At 41.1% G+C, this 17,218-nt stretch carries 15 protein-coding genes; 9 read left to right on the forward strand and 6 right to left on the reverse strand.

Features of this window, described 5'->3' with window-relative positions:
* Positions 1-143: 143 nt before the first annotated feature.
* Positions 144-2,117 (forward strand): ATP-binding protein, encoded by a 1,974-nt coding sequence (locus RMY16_RS27780; RefSeq protein ID WP_322739072.1) that lies wholly within the window; start codon positions 144-146, stop codon positions 2,115-2,117.
* 287 nt (positions 2,118-2,404) lie between these two features.
* On the opposite strand, the gene RMY16_RS27785 is transcribed toward RMY16_RS27780, so the two are convergent.
* The 3 genes from RMY16_RS27785 to RMY16_RS27795 all read right to left on the reverse strand — a co-directional run bounded on the left by RMY16_RS27785 (position 2,405) and on the right by RMY16_RS27795 (position 4,109).
* On the reverse strand, positions 2,405-2,770 hold the full coding sequence (locus RMY16_RS27785) for a hypothetical protein (RefSeq protein ID WP_322739073.1): 366 nt from the start codon (positions 2,768-2,770) through the stop codon (positions 2,405-2,407).
* Positions 2,771-3,140: 370 nt separating this feature from the next.
* Positions 3,141-3,788, reverse strand: a complete 648-nt coding sequence (locus RMY16_RS27790; RefSeq protein ID WP_322739074.1) for a (2Fe-2S) ferredoxin domain-containing protein — start codon at positions 3,786-3,788, stop codon at positions 3,141-3,143.
* Between the two features lie 63 nt (positions 3,789-3,851).
* Positions 3,852-4,109, reverse strand: a complete 258-nt coding sequence (locus RMY16_RS27795; RefSeq protein WP_322660603.1) for an Asr1405/Asl0597 family protein — start codon at positions 4,107-4,109, stop codon at positions 3,852-3,854.
* A 454-nt stretch (positions 4,110-4,563) separates the two neighbouring features.
* Between RMY16_RS27795 and RMY16_RS27800 the strand changes: the two genes are divergently transcribed.
* From RMY16_RS27800 to nblB, 7 genes are all read left to right on the forward strand, one after another.
* Positions 4,564-5,118: a Dps family protein gene (locus RMY16_RS27800; protein ID WP_194044835.1), complete on the forward strand. Its 555-nt coding sequence runs from the start codon at positions 4,564-4,566 to the stop codon at positions 5,116-5,118.
* Positions 5,119-5,627: 509 nt separating this feature from the next.
* Positions 5,628-8,894: a carbamoyl-phosphate synthase large subunit gene (gene carB / locus RMY16_RS27805; protein WP_322739075.1), complete on the forward strand. Its 3,267-nt coding sequence runs from the start codon at positions 5,628-5,630 to the stop codon at positions 8,892-8,894.
* A gap of 577 nt (positions 8,895-9,471) precedes the next feature.
* Complete coding sequence (locus tag RMY16_RS27810; protein WP_322660599.1) at positions 9,472-10,428, forward strand: RNA polymerase sigma factor, RpoD/SigA family; 957 nt, start codon at positions 9,472-9,474, stop codon at positions 10,426-10,428.
* Positions 10,429-10,650: 222 nt separating this feature from the next.
* The gene (locus tag RMY16_RS27815) at positions 10,651-10,995 is read left to right on the forward strand and encodes a DUF760 domain-containing protein (protein ID WP_322739076.1); all 345 of its coding nucleotides are present in this window, start codon (positions 10,651-10,653) and stop codon (positions 10,993-10,995) included.
* 547 nt (positions 10,996-11,542) lie between these two features.
* Positions 11,543-11,959, forward strand: a complete 417-nt coding sequence (mutT, locus tag RMY16_RS27820; RefSeq protein WP_322739077.1) for an 8-oxo-dGTP diphosphatase MutT — start codon at positions 11,543-11,545, stop codon at positions 11,957-11,959.
* Between the two features lie 175 nt (positions 11,960-12,134).
* A complete protein-coding gene (locus RMY16_RS27825) occupies positions 12,135-12,599 on the forward strand; it encodes a CBS domain-containing protein (protein ID WP_322660593.1) in 465 nt (154 codons plus the stop codon).
* Between the two features lie 105 nt (positions 12,600-12,704).
* Positions 12,705-13,370, forward strand: coding sequence for a phycobilisome degradation protein NblB (gene nblB, locus RMY16_RS27830; protein WP_322739078.1), 666 nt, complete (start codon positions 12,705-12,707; stop codon positions 13,368-13,370).
* 160 nt (positions 13,371-13,530) lie between these two features.
* On the opposite strand, the gene RMY16_RS27835 is transcribed toward nblB, so the two are convergent.
* Both RMY16_RS27835 and RMY16_RS27840 read right to left on the reverse strand, forming a co-directional pair.
* Complete coding sequence (locus tag RMY16_RS27835; RefSeq protein ID WP_322739079.1) at positions 13,531-14,196, reverse strand: PEP-CTERM sorting domain-containing protein; 666 nt, start codon at positions 14,194-14,196, stop codon at positions 13,531-13,533.
* A gap of 548 nt (positions 14,197-14,744) precedes the next feature.
* The gene (locus RMY16_RS27840; RefSeq protein ID WP_322660587.1) at positions 14,745-15,263 is read right to left on the reverse strand and encodes a DUF456 domain-containing protein; all 519 of its coding nucleotides are present in this window, start codon (positions 15,261-15,263) and stop codon (positions 14,745-14,747) included.
* Between the two features lie 155 nt (positions 15,264-15,418).
* Here RMY16_RS27840 and RMY16_RS27845 point away from each other — a divergent pair, with 155 nt between their 5' ends.
* The gene (locus RMY16_RS27845; RefSeq protein WP_322739081.1) at positions 15,419-16,333 is read left to right on the forward strand and encodes a M48 family metallopeptidase; all 915 of its coding nucleotides are present in this window, start codon (positions 15,419-15,421) and stop codon (positions 16,331-16,333) included.
* 162 nt (positions 16,334-16,495) lie between these two features.
* On the opposite strand, the gene RMY16_RS27850 is transcribed toward RMY16_RS27845, so the two are convergent.
* Complete coding sequence (locus tag RMY16_RS27850; RefSeq protein WP_322739082.1) at positions 16,496-17,134, reverse strand: cofactor assembly of complex C subunit B; 639 nt, start codon at positions 17,132-17,134, stop codon at positions 16,496-16,498.
* Positions 17,135-17,218 lie beyond the last annotated feature (84 nt).

Genomic DNA, 17,218 nt, shown 5'->3' on the forward strand with positions numbered 1-17,218 from the left:
TCGAGCCTCAGAAGGTCAACGTCGAGCCTCAGAAAGTCAACGCCTAAAAATTACCTCAAAAAAGTTGGGAAAATTCCGAAATACATTTTTTATATTTAGTAGTTTTGTTTATAAACATTAACGCCTCAAAATTAAATTTTGTTATGAATACCCAAGACAAGCCCAAGAGTTTACAAGATATTGTTAAGCAACGTCAACAATCAAATTTTGTCGGTCGTGAAGACCAAATAAACCGATTTCGCCAAAATTTAGCATTACCAATAGAAGACAATCGCCATTGTTTTCTGTTTAACGTTTCTGGTCAAGGCGGAGTTGGTAAAACTACTTTGCTGCGGCAGTTTCGGAAAATTGCTGACGAAGCAAAAATGATTTCGGCTTATATCGATGAAGCTGAAAAAACTATACCAGAAGTCATGGGTCGTATCGCTGAGGAGTTAGAACAGCAAGGTTACAAATTAACGCAGTTTAGCGATCGCTACAAAGTTTACTGCCAAAAGTGCCAAGAATTAGAAACAGATCCAGAGGCTCCTCAAGGCTTTTCCGCTTTTGTCGGGAAAACTATGGTAAAAACTGGTGTGCATCTGGCGCGTCGAGTTCCCGTTGGCGGTGCTGTATTTGACTTTGTAGATGAGGATGCTTTGGCTACCCAAGCCGGAGAATGGGCGTCTTATGTTGCAAAGAAAATAACGAATAAAGATGAGGTGCATTTAGTTAAAGAACCTGAAGAAGTTCTGACCCCGTTATTTTTGCAAGATATTTCTAAAATTGCTGATAAAATTCCTGTTGTCCTGTTTTTCGATACCTCAGAACGCACTGGAGAATTCCTAGAAAACTGGCTAGAGGAAATTTTTGATAACCAGCACGGTAAAGTATCTGCCAATATATTAATGATCGTTGCCAGTCGGCAAGAATTAGATAAAAATGACTGGGCATCCTACGAAGAATTAATAGTTCGTTTGCCTCTAGAACCCTTTACAGAAGAAGAAGCCAAACAATATCTAACTCGCAAAGGCATTACAGACAGTCGCATTGTTGAAGTGATTTTAAACGTTTCTGGAAACTTACCCCTGCTAATAGAAATGCTAGCAGATGCTCATCCCAATCACCCCAACCAGATAATTGAGCCTAGCAGCAGTGCTGTAAAAAGCTTTTTAAGATGGATTGACGATCCCAAACGGCGACAAGTGGTGCTTGATGCTGCCATCCCTCGGTGCTTGAACCGGGATGTTATAGCCAAGTTAAGAACAGAAGAAGAAGCTGATGAGCTATTTTCTTGGTTGAAAGAAACATCTTTTATCAACGAACGTAGCAACGGCTGGGTTTATCATGATGTCGTCAAAACCCAAATGTTATGCCACAAACGCCTTTCATCGCCGCAAGGTTGGGCTGACATACATGGTAAGTTGGCACAATATTATGACACCCTGCGGAACGATTTGCAATTGGAGGAAGATAACAAACAGCGCGATCCTAGCTGGCAAAGTCACACATTAAATGTTTTGTACCATAAATTATGTCAATCACCGCAAAGGAATTTACTTATAGCTCTTAATGAATTTCTTGCTCTCCTCAAAAATCAACCCACTTTTGCCCAACAATATGCAAAAACAATGCTTCAGGCTGGCAAAGATGGGGATTCTGCTGAAGTTCAGTATTGGGGTAAGCAATTAGCAAATGGGTTAAAAGCTTATGAGGAAAAACGTTATGAAGATGCTGTGTATAATCGTGCTTTAGTATACTTAGCTCTTAACCAACCACACAAAGCACGAGCTTGTCTAGTGCCTGCTATCAAGCTTGCTACAGAGCATTACAAAAAAAATGTTAAAGACTGGCGTAATGCCTTTAATTTAGCCCTTTACTGTTTGGCTGCTCAATACACTCAACAAGCAAACCACTTGTATCGCTATGCCTTATCAAAGGGTGCTTCCTCAGAATCTATTGGTGAAGCTATCCAAGACCTAAATAACTTTTTAATTGTCTTCCCTGACCATCTGCAAGCTACATCCATCCGACAGTTGTTGCTATTTTGTCTAACTAAGTCATGTAATTTGCAACCTACTCTCCAGAAAACCCACAAATCCCAACAAAAAACTGCTAATCAATTCCCTCTCTCATAGTGCAAGTCCATTTGAGTGGACTTGCACTATAAGCCTGAGATTTCAACCTCTGGTACAGAAACGGGTAAGCGCAATATCTCAGCCTACTTGCATTCGGGAAACTGGCAGCTGAACGCAATTACATAAAAATATTAAGCAATTTTTCCTTTCTTATGAGAAAGTGTAGCGATCGCTCAATGTAATTCTGTATTTAAATGAGACACTACGCATAGCTTGCTTCACTGTAAGATACACAATCCAAAATCTAAAATTCAAAATGATATCAGCCAGCTAAAAACGGGATTTGTCTAAATCCACTCAAATCCCTGTGAGGCTAAAAATTCTTTACCTGATTCCAAAATATCGTTGCCTAAAATCAGCTTGACTTTTGGCGAACTAACATACAAACGAAAACGCTTTATAAATAGTTGATTAGCAGGTTCAATTTTCCTAATGGCACTCCAGGGAATTAACAACGGCGTAAGCCCAAAGCGAAATAAGGGGAAAATGCTCAGATAAATCTCTTGAGGAATTATACCAACATTTAAAGTTGCTTTATAGTACACTAAACCCACAGAACCGCTTTGCATTCGGGAGAAGTTTTGTGGCGGCGCTTCTTGGGTGCGGCAGAGTTTAGCGAGGCGATTCCAGTCATGACGGAAGAGAAAAATCATGACTATCGTGCTAAGTGAGAAAAAAACGATGTATATCCACTGAAGGTTATGTGGCATTTATTTTTAATTCATTGATGATTGACGCTCCAACTGTAAGCAATGTCCAACAACAAGCCTCAGTGCATCTACGTACTCATCAATCAATCACATTCCCTTGAATCTTTCCAAATTATCGAAGCATTGCGGTTAAAAATTGCTGAATTTAAACCCCATTCATTCAAAAAACTGGCCTTAATTAAAGCCAGTTTTTTGATTTTATTGCTAACTTTTAGCAAAGCTTACGGCCGAACATTAACGGAACACACTTGAAAAGATATTATTAAACTTTCTCATTAAAATGTCAACATTTCACTACTTATTTCTGCAAAATTTACCATTTAGGTATTGCCGCTTCTCTTAAATTTTCTGGCTGTGCTGACAAGTTTTTGTCGCCAAAATGCTGATTCATCAAGGCTGGAACCTGGGCAGCTTGAATTCGGCTATGGCGCGTTTTATCTGGCATTACTAAATTCGGGCCAGCTTTACAGTTCTTCATACAACCAGTGCCCTTAATTGTAACTTGGTCTTCTAAACCGCGATCGCTTAAAGCCGCCTCCAACGCCTGACAAACTGCTTTACCACCGCGTTTCATACAATCAGACTTTTGACACACCAAAATCGTGGCCTTAGCCTTAACTGGCTTTACTTTGACATTATCAATAGATGGGGGTTCTTGTGGTGCTGCGATCGTTTGAATTGTCGCTATTTCAGAACGCGCCGCCATCACACGTTCAGCTTTCAGTGTAACTTTGTCTTTTTTTATATCGTATTCTTTATAACCAACAACTTGTAGCCAAGTACCTGCTGGTAGCCGCAAGTCAAAAGCAGCTCGTAAGTGTTTAGCGAGTTTAACGTAGCATTCACCATCATGAGTACTTAGCAGTAAACCTTTCAGCTTATAGCCGTCTTTAATAACAAAATCTATAAATCTGCCCTCAAGGCAAAATTCTGAGACTTCCATATTGTGAGATGCACCCATTTTTTAACCTCCTTTTAGTTAAGACAAGCTGTTAAGCAAGATATTCTCAGCAGCAGCTAAAAATTAGAACTGTTGATAGCGACTTTTCCAGCAACACTCAAGAGTCCAAATCTGCTCTTGACGAGAGGCTGTAAATCGCCGTACTACACTCCAAAGTTGAACAGCCGCAGTCGGATTGCTAATTTCAACTTTTAATGGCTGGTTAGCCGCACAACTACAGGGAATGTCTAACTCCTCTAAGCGTTGATAGACTTGCCAGCGGTCTACCCAATTCACCTCTACAAGGTGGTTTATTTCTATTTCTGAACTATACGATTTCAAGAGAATTGCCCTCAAAGTGCAACAAACTTGCAGTAACTACCGCCATTTAACTTCCTGCTTTTTGAAAATCTTAGTAGTCTAGCTTCTTAAAACCAGCATACCTTAAGTGCAAACAATTCTCATTAATTTTCGAAAAAAAATAAAATTGTTGCAATCTCTCATGAGAAAGATTAAAGGGATGACGAGGAGTATCAGGGCAAGGACGCATTTACTCCTCTATCTGCCCTCACTCTCTTCGGGATGTATGCACACTTAACTTTTCATGTCAATAGTAATGAGAAATATACACAACTTGATGAGCGTGCCATAATCCAGCAAACAATAAAGTTAAGGCTTTTAGTAAACAAAAATACAAAATCTTGTGATGGCAAATTGGCTTGCTCTTATTGTGAAAATGTTAATATGTAAAGAATAAGCAGTTAAAATCTATAATTGCTAAATAACGAGGAGAACAATGTCTGAAACGCAAACTTTGTTACGGAATTTTGGTCATGTATATGACAATCCTGTGCTGCTGGATCACAGTGTAACCGCTCCAGTTACAGAAGGATTTAACGTTGTATTAGCTAGTTTCCAGGCACTGTACTTGCAGTACCAAAAGCATCATTTTGTAGTTGAAGGCTCAGAATTTTACTCTCTGCATGAGTTTTTTAACGAAAGCTACAACCAAGTACAAGACCACGTTCATGAAATTGGAGAACGTTTGGATGGACTGGGTGGTGTGCCAGTAGCTACCTTCAGCAAATTAGCAGAATTAACCTGTTTTGAGCAAGAATCTGAAGGTGTATATTCCTCTCGCCAAATGGTGGAAAATGACCTAGCTGCCGAACAAGCAATCATTGGCGTAATTCGTCGTCAAGCTGCTCAGGCAGAGAGTTTAGGCGATCGGGGCACACGCTATCTGTACGAAAAGATTTTGTTGAAAACTGAGGAACGTGCGTATCATTTATCTCACTTCCTCGCCAAAGACAGCTTAACTTTAGGGTTTGTCCAAGCAGCTCAAAGCTAAAATTCTCATAATCTAGATTTGTCTACCTAGACTGAAAGAAAAAGTTGGCAGCACCAACTATTAAAATAATATAAAAAATGGCAGAGAATGGTATCCCTATTTCTCTGCCATTTTTAATCTAAGTAAACATATTTATATAATATTTAACGTTGAAAATATTTAGCAATTAGCTAGTTAAGATAAATTTTATCCAAGTAATCTATTTGTACATAAATAAGCAGACAGATAAATACCAAAATAAATCATCATTTATCGCAAGGTTCATAGATTAAATAATAAAGATTCGCAAAAGCTTTAGAAATTTGAGCATCATAATTAAATAAAATTAAAAATACAAAATAATCATTGGGTATTGGTTCTTAATTATTCTCCTTTGCTCCCCTGCTTTTCTGCCTCTCTGCTCCCCTCCTGTCATCAAACTTAGAAAACTTAATAATAAAAAGCACCAGAGGGGGTAAAGACCCTTAAAATGATCAGGATTTCCATTCTCGTATTCCAAGGCAACGACTATGCCCCGCCGTGACGACCTCCAGAAGATTCTACTGTTAGGTTCCGGTCCAATTGTGATCGGACAAGCCTGTGAGTTTGACTACTCTGGCACTCAAGCCTGCAAAGCGCTGCGAGAAGAAGGCTATGAAGTGGTTTTGGTCAACTCCAACCCTGCAACGATTATGACCGACCCGGAAACGGCCGATCGCACTTACATTGAGCCGTTGACACCAGAATTGGTCGAAAAAGTCATTGAGAAAGAACGCCCTGATGCTCTCCTACCAACGATGGGAGGACAAACCGCCCTCAACATCGCCGTTTCTTTAGCCAAAAATGGAGTGTTGGAAAAGTACAGCGTTGAGTTAATCGGCGCTAAACTCCCAGCGATCGAAAAAGCCGAAGATCGAAAACTTTTTGGTGAAGCAATGGCAAGAATTGGGGTAGCTGTATGTCCCAGTGGCACAGCCGAATCTTTAGAAGAAGCCAAAGCTGTTGCCCGCCAAATTGGTACTTATCCCCTAATTATTCGTCCAGCTTTCACAATGGGTGGAAGTGGTGGCGGTATCGCTTACAACCAAGAAGAATTTGAAGAAATGGCACAGGTAGGTATAGATGCCAGCCCCGTTTCGCAAATTCTCATTGACCAGTCTTTACTTGGCTGGAAAGAATATGAACTCGAAGTGATGCGTGACTTAGCAGATAACGTGGTGATTATCTGCTCCATCGAAAACCTTGACCCTATGGGCATCCACACCGGAGACTCAATTACCGTCGCTCCTGCGCAAACCCTTACTGATAAAGAATATCAAAGGCTGCGGGATATGGCAATTAAAATCATCCGCGAGATCGGTGTGGAAACTGGTGGTTCTAATATCCAGTTTGCTGTCAATCCGCTTAATGGGGATGTGGTTGTAATTGAGATGAACCCCCGCGTTTCCCGTAGTTCGGCTTTATCTTCTAAAGCCACTGGTTTCCCGATCGCCAAAATGGCCGCAAAATTGGCTGTGGGCTACACCTTGGATGAAATTAAAAATGACATCACCAAGAAAACTCCGGCGTCCTTTGAGCCAACAATTGACTATGTGGTGACAAAAATTCCTCGCTTCGCCTTTGAAAAGTTCCCTGGTTCTGACGCAGTGCTGACAACCCAAATGAAATCAGTTGGGGAAGCAATGGCAATTGGGCGCACATTCAATGAATCCTTCCAAAAGGCACTGCGATCGCTCGAAACCGGACGCGCTGGTTGGGGTTGCGACAAAGCCGAAAAATTACCCAGTGGTGAACAAATCCGCGCCCAATTGCGAACACCTAACCCCGATCGCATTTTCTCAGTGCGTCATGCCTTGCAACTAGGCATTAGTGCTGAGGAAATCTACGAACTGACTGGTATTGACCCGTGGTTTCTAGATAAATTTCAGCAACTGTTAGATATCGAGAAATTCCTGAAGCGGACACCTTTGCAGCAATTGACAAAAGAGCAACTTTATGAGGTGAAGCGAGACGGATATAGCGATCGCCAGATTGCTTATGCCACCAAAACCACCGAAGATGAAGTTCGCGCTTACCGCAAGTCACTAGGGATTATCCAAGTTTACAAAACCGTAGATACCTGCGCTGCTGAGTTTGAAGCGTTTACTCCGTACTATTATTCTAGCTACGAAGAAGAAACAGAGGTTTTGGCAACAACCAAGCCAAAAGTGTTGATTTTGGGTGGTGGCCCCAACCGCATTGGACAGGGAATTGAGTTTGATTATTGTTGTTGTCACGCCGCATACGCCTTGAAGGATGCAGGCTATGAGACGATTATGGTCAACTCCAACCCAGAAACGGTTTCGACAGATTACGATACCAGCGATCGCCTTTACTTTGAGCCTTTAACAAAAGAAGATGTCCTAAACATCATTGAAACTGAAAATCCAGTCGGGGTAATTATCCAGTTTGGCGGACAAACCCCGCTAAAGTTGGCTATCCCACTCCAGCAGTTTCTCAGCACTCAGGACTCAGGACTCAGTACTCAAATTTGGGGTACATCGCCAGATTCCATCGACATGGCAGAAAACCGGGAGCGGTTTGAAAAGATTCTCCAACAGTTGAATATTGCCCAACCACCTAATGGGATCGCGCGGAGTTACGAAGATGCGCTGATTGTTGCTAAACGCATTGGCTATCCGGTGGTGGTACGTCCCAGCTATGTGTTGGGGGGACGGGCGATGGAAATCGTTTACTCCGATGCTGAGTTGGAACGCTACATGACCTTTGCGGTACTAGTGGAACCAGAACATCCGATTTTGATTGATAAGTTTTTGGAAAACGCGATTGAAGTCGATGTCGATGCGATCGCCGACCATACAGGACGAGTGGTGATTGGTGGCATCATGGAACACATCGAGCAGGCTGGGATTCACTCAGGAGATTCCGCTTGTTCTTTACCTTCCATTTCCTTATCACCAGCAGTTCTCAATCAAATTCGCACTTGGACGGTGCAGCTAGCACAAGCGCTGTCAGTTGTGGGATTGATGAATATTCAGTTTGCCGTTGTCGGTGCAAGCAGCTATTCTCCCCAAGTTTACATTCTAGAAGCTAATCCCCGCGCTTCCCGCACAGTACCCTTTGTATCTAAAGCAACGGGTGTGCAGTTGGCAAAACTAGCATCCTTAATTATGTCGGGTAAAACTTTAGAGGAGCTACATTTCACCGAAGAAGTCATCCCAACTCACATTGCTGTAAAAGAAGCTGTATTACCCTTTAATAAATTCCCAGGAACTGATACAATATTGGGCCCAGAAATGAGATCCACTGGTGAGGTGATGGGGATTGACAGCGATTTTGGCCGTGCCTTTGCCAAAGCGGAAATGGGTGCTGGGGAGCGTTTACCACTAAGTGGAACTGTATTTGTATCAATGAGCGATCGCGATAAAGCTGCTGCAAGTGGTGTGGTGAAGGAATTTATCGATTTGGGCTTTACAGTGATGGCTACCCTTGGTACACGCCGAGTTCTTCTGGAACAGGGGCTAAAAATTGAATTAGTCTTAAAACTCCATGAAGGTCGTCCCCACGTCCTAGATGCGATCAAAAACCAGAAAATCCAACTGATTATCAACACACCTTCAGGGGAAGAAGCTCAGACTGATGCTAGGTTAATCCGCCGCACAGCCTTAGCTTACAAAATTCCCATCATTACTACCATCGCCGGTGCAAAAGCTACCGTCGCCGCCATCCGTTCCTTACAAAATACGACTTTGGACGTAAAAACCATTCAACAGTACTGCCCGATCGCTAGGGTGTAGGGAAGCAGGGGAGCAGGGGAGCAGGGGAGCAAGGGAGACAAAGGGAATAACTACACCCAATGCCCCATGCCCCATGCCCAATTCCTCATTTACAATTCCCAATTCCCAGAAAAAATTAAACAATTGTTAGAAGAGAATGAATATAGTTCTCATTGAGATACTTTAACAAATATGAGGAAAATTATTTGAACTAGATAATTTCTTAAATTGACTTTTAGTCAGCCTTAAGATAGAGGGCAACGTTACATGAACTGGAAAAACCAGGAAATTTCATGTCACCATCTAGCCAAAATCTTCTCATAAATGTTACAATTGTTAATAGGACTTTCATAAAAAATGTTTAAAAAGCAACCTTTTATCTAACTGTAGATACTTGTGAAAAGTAGGAAATAACTGTAGTTTTAGCAGTTAAGAAGCCTAAATTTGATTATTATGAGCAGCCGAGTTTCTCAGGCGCGTAAGTTGCAAACCATAGCACGGGTTCCCAGTCTGACTGGGTAGCACCGTAATAAATAAAGAAAGCATCTATCCCTTAATGACCCTACCGCCAACCCCATCATTACCAAAGAGTAGCGCCATGAAGACCGCTCAGACAGCCACAGACCTCGTGCGGACTTACCTGCGTGAGATTGGCCGTGTGCCACTATTAACCCACGAGGAAGAGATTTTCTATGGTAAACAGGTGCAACGTTCCTGCGTTTTGCACGAATCAAGAGAAGCTCTTGCCACCCAGCTAGATCGTCAACCGACTTTAGAAGAGTGGGCCAAAGTAACAAACCTGGAACCAGCAGAGTTGAACGAAGCGATCGCAGATGGTGAAATTGCCAAACGCAAGATGGTAGAAGCCAATTTGCGGCTGGTAGTCTCCGTTGCTAAAAAATACATCAAGCGCAACGTCGATTTACTGGACTTGATCCAAGAAGGTAGTATTGGTATGCAACGGGGTGTAGAAAAGTTTGACCCCACCAAAGGGTACAGATTTTCTACTTATGCCTATTGGTGGATACGGCAAGCTATCACTCGTGCTATAGCTGAAAAAGCTCGTACCATTCGGTTGCCGATCCATATCACCGAAAAATTAAATAAGATTAAAAAGGCACAGCGTCAATTGTCTCAAAAATTGGGACGCGCTCCGACGGCTGGGGAGCTAGCTCAAGAATTAGAATTGACCCCCAAACAAGTACGAGAGTATTTAGAAAAGGCGCGTTTGCCCCTTTCTTTGGATTTGCGACTGGGTGATAACTACGATACCGAACTTGGAGAAATGCTCGAAGATCCAGGAGCATCTCCCGAAGAGTTTGTCATGCAATCTTCCCTATCTTATGACTTGGATCGCTTGATGGGCGATCTCACGCCACAACAGAGGGAAGTAATCACACTGCGCTTTGGCTTAACTGATGGGCAAGCTCTGACTCTGGCTAGAATTGGTGAAATATTGAACATCAGTCGAGAACGAGTCCGACAAATTGAACGGGAAGCCTTAAGCAAACTTCGCAAGTCTAAAGCCAATATGGATGAATATTTGGCAAGTTAGAAGTTAGGAGTGATGAGTTTTTAATTAACTCCCCACTCCTAACCTATTTATTGGGGTGAGAAAATACCCTGACTTTGGTACGGTTACACCTACTTCCACTCTTAGGGTAGGCTGTTACATTAGTTGACAGGAAGACAAAATAACTAAGTCAAATCCAAAACAGACATTTAATATTCAAATCACAAGCACCGCAGCTAATAGTGGTAGTTAAGGAGCTAAAAAATGAGTAACCCATCTAATCGTGTCTCAGAATTTTTTAATAGCGAAGCAGAAACTAACGATTTACTCTGGCAGTACGTTAAATCCTTGAGTCCAGAGACAGTTACCCAGCTATCCAAACCCACATCTGCCGAAGTGTTTCAGGTGATGGAACGGAATATTACAGGACTATTAGGTAATCTACCTTCAGAACACTTTGGTGTTACTGTAACCACAAATCGCGAAAATCTAGGTAGGCTTCTTGCTTCTGCGATGATTAGTGGTTATTTCTTGCGTAACGCTGAACAGAGAATGAATTTTGAAATGACCTTACAAGGAGCTGAAACCAACAACAGCGAAATTGACTAGAAATGTAAAATTTGGGAAATTCAATCAATAGTGTTGAACTGATAGCTAGTCATAGTTACGGCGATACGAATTGAAAATAAGTCTCTGCGAAATCTTTGCCGCTAATTCCCGATTATACATCAGCTAAGTTTTTTAAAATATCCAAAATAGTGACGAATTCAGGTTGAAATTTCAACGCAGATGAAGGCGGAGTCTTTGATTTCGCTTCTCTGCGAACTCCTGTAATTTTGTGATTAATTCAATTTATCTGATGTCAGGTGTCAGGCTAGTTAGTTATAACTCCCGAATCTATGCAGAAAGCATAAAAATCCTTTTCCTCTAAACCTTTTTGCAGTCTGAATAATTAAGTCTTTAAGCAGACACGATATTGAGGCTTATTTATAAATGATGAATGCACATTTGTGGATAACCGTACAGTGATAAATGACCTTTGCAATAAATCTAAACTCGGCAGAGTTACAACTAGTCTGCCGAGTTTTGTTATTAGTCAAGAGTCAAAATTCAAGAATTCTTTGCCTACTCCTTACTCCCTACTCCCCATTCAACTATGAGTGAAACCAGTTCTTTCCCACCCCATAAAATCATTGGTGTTGCAGTAATCTGGAATGACCAAAAGCAAATTTTAATTGACCGCCGTCGTCCAGAAGGAGCAATGGGTGGTTTGTGGGAATTTCCTGGTGGTAAAATAGAGCCTGGTGAAACCATCCAAGAATGTATTCAACGGGAAATTTCCGAAGAACTGGGAATAGTGATTGAAGTGGGAAAGCATCTGATTACTATTGACCACAGTTATACAAACTTGCGCGTTACCCTCACAGTACATCATTGCCGCCATCTTACAGGTGTCCCCCAACCTTTAGAATCCGATGAAATTCGCTGGGTAAGTTTGGAAGAATTGGAGCATTTTACTTTTCCGAAAGCAAATACTCAAATTATTGCTGCATTGAAAAAAAGTGGGGGCTAGGAAAGAAGCAGAGGGAGCAGGGGAGCAGGGGAGCAGAGGAGCATAATTAATAACCAATGCCCAATGACAAATGACAAATGACCAATCCCGTAACAATCTATTAATTGCATCAGGTTGAGTCCCGCAATTTTCTACAATAAGCGCAGGGACTTTGATTTAAGGTGTCAGCAAATAAATGCCTAAAACCGTTGCCGATGTAATGAGCCGCGATCCGATTGTTGTCCGGGAGGAAACTCCACTGAAGGAAGCTATCCAAATTCTCGCAGAACGCCATATCAGCGGACTACCTGTTGTGGATGATCTCGGTAAATTGGTAGGCATTATCTCGGAAACCGATTTGATGTGGCAAGAAACTGGTGTTACTCCACCTGCATACATTATGTTTCTTGATAGTGTTATCTATTTAAAAAATCCTGCTACGTATGACCGTGATTTGCACAAAGCTCTAGGGCAAACTGTCGGGGAGGTGATGAGTAAAAACCCGATCGCTATTTACCCTGATAAAACTTTAAGAGAAGCAGCTACAATCATGCACGATCGCAGCGTTCACCGCTTGCCAGTACTTGAGAGTACAGGTCAAGTAATTGGTATTCTCACGCGTGGTGATATTATTCGGGCTATGGCAGCTAGTCAAGATTAGTCAAAAATAGAGACGCGATTAATCGCGTCTGTACAAAAGTCAAAAGTAGAGACGCGATTAATCGCGTCTGTCTTTTTTATACATTTGAAAATCAAGGATAACTAAATGAGTATTACTCCGGAGTCTGTTAAGCAATTGCTCAGTTCTGAGGATTTAGGCGATCGCTTACGTGCTGTAAATCAAATCCGCGAATTGGAACCTGCGGTTGGCTTTGAATTAATTCAAAGTGCTATTGGTGATCGCAATTCCCGTGTTCGTTACTCAGCTGTGAGTCAGATGGATACACTCGGAACGCAAGATTTACAATTATCCTTGGATATCTTGCGCGATCGCTTGCTTCATGACTCCGAAGTTGATGTACAAGCAGCAGCAGCAGACTGTTTGGGCGCTCTAAAGTTACGTGAAGCTTTTGAAGATTTACAGCAGCTTTATCATACAACCGGTGAATGGCTAATACAATTCAGTATTATTGCTACATTAGGAGAGTTGGGCGATCCGCGAGCCTTTGAACTACTCAAAGAGGCACTCTTATCAGAAAACGAATTAGTCCAAACTGCTGCTATTAGTTCTTTGGGTGACTTGGGAGATGTACAAGCAGTTCCTCTGTTGGCTCCCTATGCTACCAATCCAGATTGGCAAATTCGTTACAGACTTGTACAAGCCCTAGCTCGTTTGCGTAATCCAGAAGCCAAATCTATATTAGAAACTTTGGCTAATGATGAAGTAGATGCGATCGCAAACGAAGCCAAACAATCTTTGCAGTCAGTTTAAGTCTATCTAAGGTTAAGAAAATTCACCTTTAATATAGATTTGTCTGACAGGAGAAAAAAATTCGACCTGGTTGGTAAATTTTGCATTCCAGCCAGATCGAAATAGATTAATTAAAGTTACTTTTAGCAATTAAAAGTAACTTTTTATATTTAGGATAGGACTATTGAATGACACTTTTGCGTCGGCGAGACATAACCATACCAGCACCAACTAAACCTAAGCCTAGCATTGTGGTTGGCTCAGGAACGCTAACTGCGTCGAGAGTTAAATGGTAAGTGCTTGCAGCCCCAGAAAGAGAAGCACCCAAATTGCCATTCGCAATAGTTTTTCCATTGAAATTAAATTTACCCGTAATCCCATCCAATACTACGTCATTAATGTTTGTAGCCGATTTCCGAATTCTGGTAACTACAGAATCATCTAGATCGAAGGTAAGAAGCGCAGTAGTACTACCCAGGGTTCGCGATCCGAAATTAATGAATGGAGTGTAAACTCCTGTAGAGTATGTAGCTGTTGTGCTTGATAAATTAGCTATCTTAGTTAAATTTAGAGTGTTAATTGTAATACCTGCGCCTGATAAGGTTGGTAAAAAGGCTGCAAAATCATCATAAGCATCAACACCATCAACATCAACAAATTTAATACTAGTAGTAGCTGGATTGATTCCATCATTAGGAACGATAGATGTACCATTAAGACCAATACTCCCGTTCAGGGTTACAGCTTGAGCCGAACCAGCAGATGTAAACATCCCAGCAGTAGCCAAGGGGATTGCAAAAGTAGCAGCCAGAGTCGCGTTTACTAATTTAGATTTAAAATTAATCATGAGTGTTTGAGAGTCCTAACAATAATCTGGAACAGAGAAATTGATTGCTTAACTTTTACTATCAGTAATCTATTTAAAATACTGTCAGTGAAAGCGAAACTTGCGTGATGTATTTCTTATCTCCATAAAATCACATAGACTTAGAACCTGCAATATTTACTGAGTGGTCTTCATCACATCTTCAACTAACAAATAGTCTTCATAAAATTTTAATTTCTTACATATCTGCGCTTCGTATATCTCTTGCTCTCTAGGGTTTAAATTATAGGCAATAGCCCTGGACTTTAATAAAAACTATTTACGTACTATCAAATACAAGTATATTTTTATACTTTAAGTTGCTTAACCATATTTTTATATCAATGGAGTATGCAGTGTATCTAATCTTTATAGTTGCCAATATTTAGTGAAAGGGTTCCTCTCAAAGAATAAATGGGAGGAACCGCTGTATTTGTTTACTATAGATAGTCTTCAAATTGAATGTTGGCAAAAGATGGCTAATTGCTAGCAATTAACGCTGTTCTCAAATCTGTCAGATTTTTCAAATGCTAAGAGCCAAATACCTGTGGCCAGGTTGTTACAACAAAAACTACAACTGCGGCGATCGCTAACAATCCTTGAATTAAATTTCCAACCAAAGATCCGACTACAATCCCTATACCTGCTTTAACCGCTAACCCTAATTCACGTCGGTACAGGTACTCACCAATAATTGCTCCCAAAAGCGGGCCTAGTAAAATTCCTAACAGTGGCCCCCCAAAAGGTAAAGTTGGCAATAATCCCAAAAATCCTACTACCAAACCAACAATTGCGCCAATTTGCCCCCACTTGCTAGCTCCGGCTTGTTTTGCTCCCACATAGCTAGCTAAAAAATCTACTCCGACACTGAGCAGTAAAACTATAATTGTCACAATTAGTGGAATCTTGATAGCTGCAAAGGAACTACTAACGATTCCCCAGATAATAATTGCAATTAAAATTAAGCTGCTACCGGGAATGGCTGGAACTACAGCACCAATAATACCCACAACCATTACAGCAACTAATAGCCAATAAATAATTTGCATAGATCAATTGTAAATTTCCAAATTTTCTCATAGGGACGCACAGATGTGCGTCCCTACTGTTTATTCTATCTGGGTAAGATAGCGAAAAATACCTAGTACACTGTGGTGTAAGTTTGCCTAATGCTTCTAAACTGCTATTAAAAAGCTCAAAACCCATGACGAGAAAAATATTAACTGGACTAAGTTCGGAAGCCTACGAACACCCCTTCGATCGCAAAGCCTTGGCTTCTTTGCAAAATATGCCTGGTGTCTCCTTACTACTCAAAAAAATTAACGAATACGGCATTGATCGTCTACTTAGACTGCAAAGCCTTGGTAGTGAAATCAGAATTTCGCCCCGTAATTTTCCCGAATTACATCAAGCATTTGTAGAAACCTGCCAAATTCTTGATGTTGCTCCACTTCCTGAATTGTATCTATTTCGAGGCACAGGTCACATTGAAACCTACATTGTTGGCGTAGAAAAACCCCTTGTCGGTATCAATTTAGATGCAATGGAGTGGCTTAACTCAGATGAATTACTTTACGTTTTCGGACACGAAGTTGCTCGAATCAAGAGTCAGCACATGGTTTATCACCAAATGGCAATTGTTATGCCAACGTTGAAAAATTTGTTGAGCAGTACCACACTGGGAGTCGGAGGCTTAGTTGCTGGTGGAATGGAACTAGGTTTGTATAATTGGCGGATGATGGCTAGGTTCACTGCCGATCGGGCTGCTTTACTGGCTTGTCAGGATATCGACGTAGCAACTACTACACTGATGAAACTCGCGGGTTTACCAGATGAGTACTTGACTACTGCTGTAATTGAAGATTTCCTCATCCAAGCCCGTGAGTTTGCATCTAATAACTTTGATAGCGTGGATAAAGTCACCAAAATATTAAGCTATACAGAGCCTGGGCTTTCTTGGGTAGTTATGCGGGCTGGCGAATTATTAAAATGGGTTGATTCAGGAGCTTATGATAATTTAATTCAACAGACAAATTTAAAGACACCGGAAGAACCAGAAGAAAAAGAAGGAAAGACACCAGAAGAAAAGGAAGGTTGGAATTTTTTAACTTCTTGGTGATTGAATTTTAAGTTTTATATTTTAGATTTTATTTTTAAATTTAAAATACGCTTGTGACACTAAATGACTTGCTAATACGATTAGCTGCGAACTTGCTCCCAAACAAGGGGCTTAAGCCCCTTGTCTCACTAAAATTTGCTGGCTTTTAAACTAGCTGACAATCTAAGTACTAAGAGTAACGGCTAATTTATCAGCAATTCCTGCAATCCAGTTTTCATCTTGTTTGGTGTAACTGCGAGGAGCATTTGCTCCCAAAATTAATACACCTTGGTTGCCAATAGGTTGACAAATTACACCTTGAGTATTTTCTGGTAAATAATCAAATTCAAGCTTACCTGGATATATTTTTAGAGCAACTAAATAAATCGGTTTTTGTTTTTCAAGTACCTGTTTTAAGATTACTCCTGGCACAACTTCAGATTTGGTACCCAAAATCCCGCGACGCAACAAAACTTTACCTTGATAAAAAACCACAAGCGATCGCGTTACTGTATTAGTCAACAATAAATGAGATGCCCAGGCTAGTTCTGTTTTCACCGCTTCGGGTAAATCTGCTGCGAGTACAAAACCTTCTTCTCCAATTAGTTCTACAGTATCAGGCGATCGCGGCTGAACTTGCTGCCAAATTAAACCCGTCAAAATTAACACCGCACTTAAAATCACACCCACTACATCACCACGTGATTGAGACTGGGTTAATTCCGGTGTCAATAAACGGTTAATCAATAAAAGTACAGCGCCTAGCCCACCTACGACAATGGGTAGACGCCGCAAAACTCGATTAGGATCAGGTTTAGTCATTAGAAATTGGGAATTAGGAATTGAGCATTGAGTATGGAGAAGAGACAAGAGGTAGACAAGGGATAGACTTATTCAATAAATTCT

It is taken from the genome of Nostoc sp. DedQUE12b (genome assembly GCF_034530835.1).
GTDB lineage: Bacteria > Cyanobacteriota > Cyanobacteriia > Cyanobacteriales > Nostocaceae > Nostoc.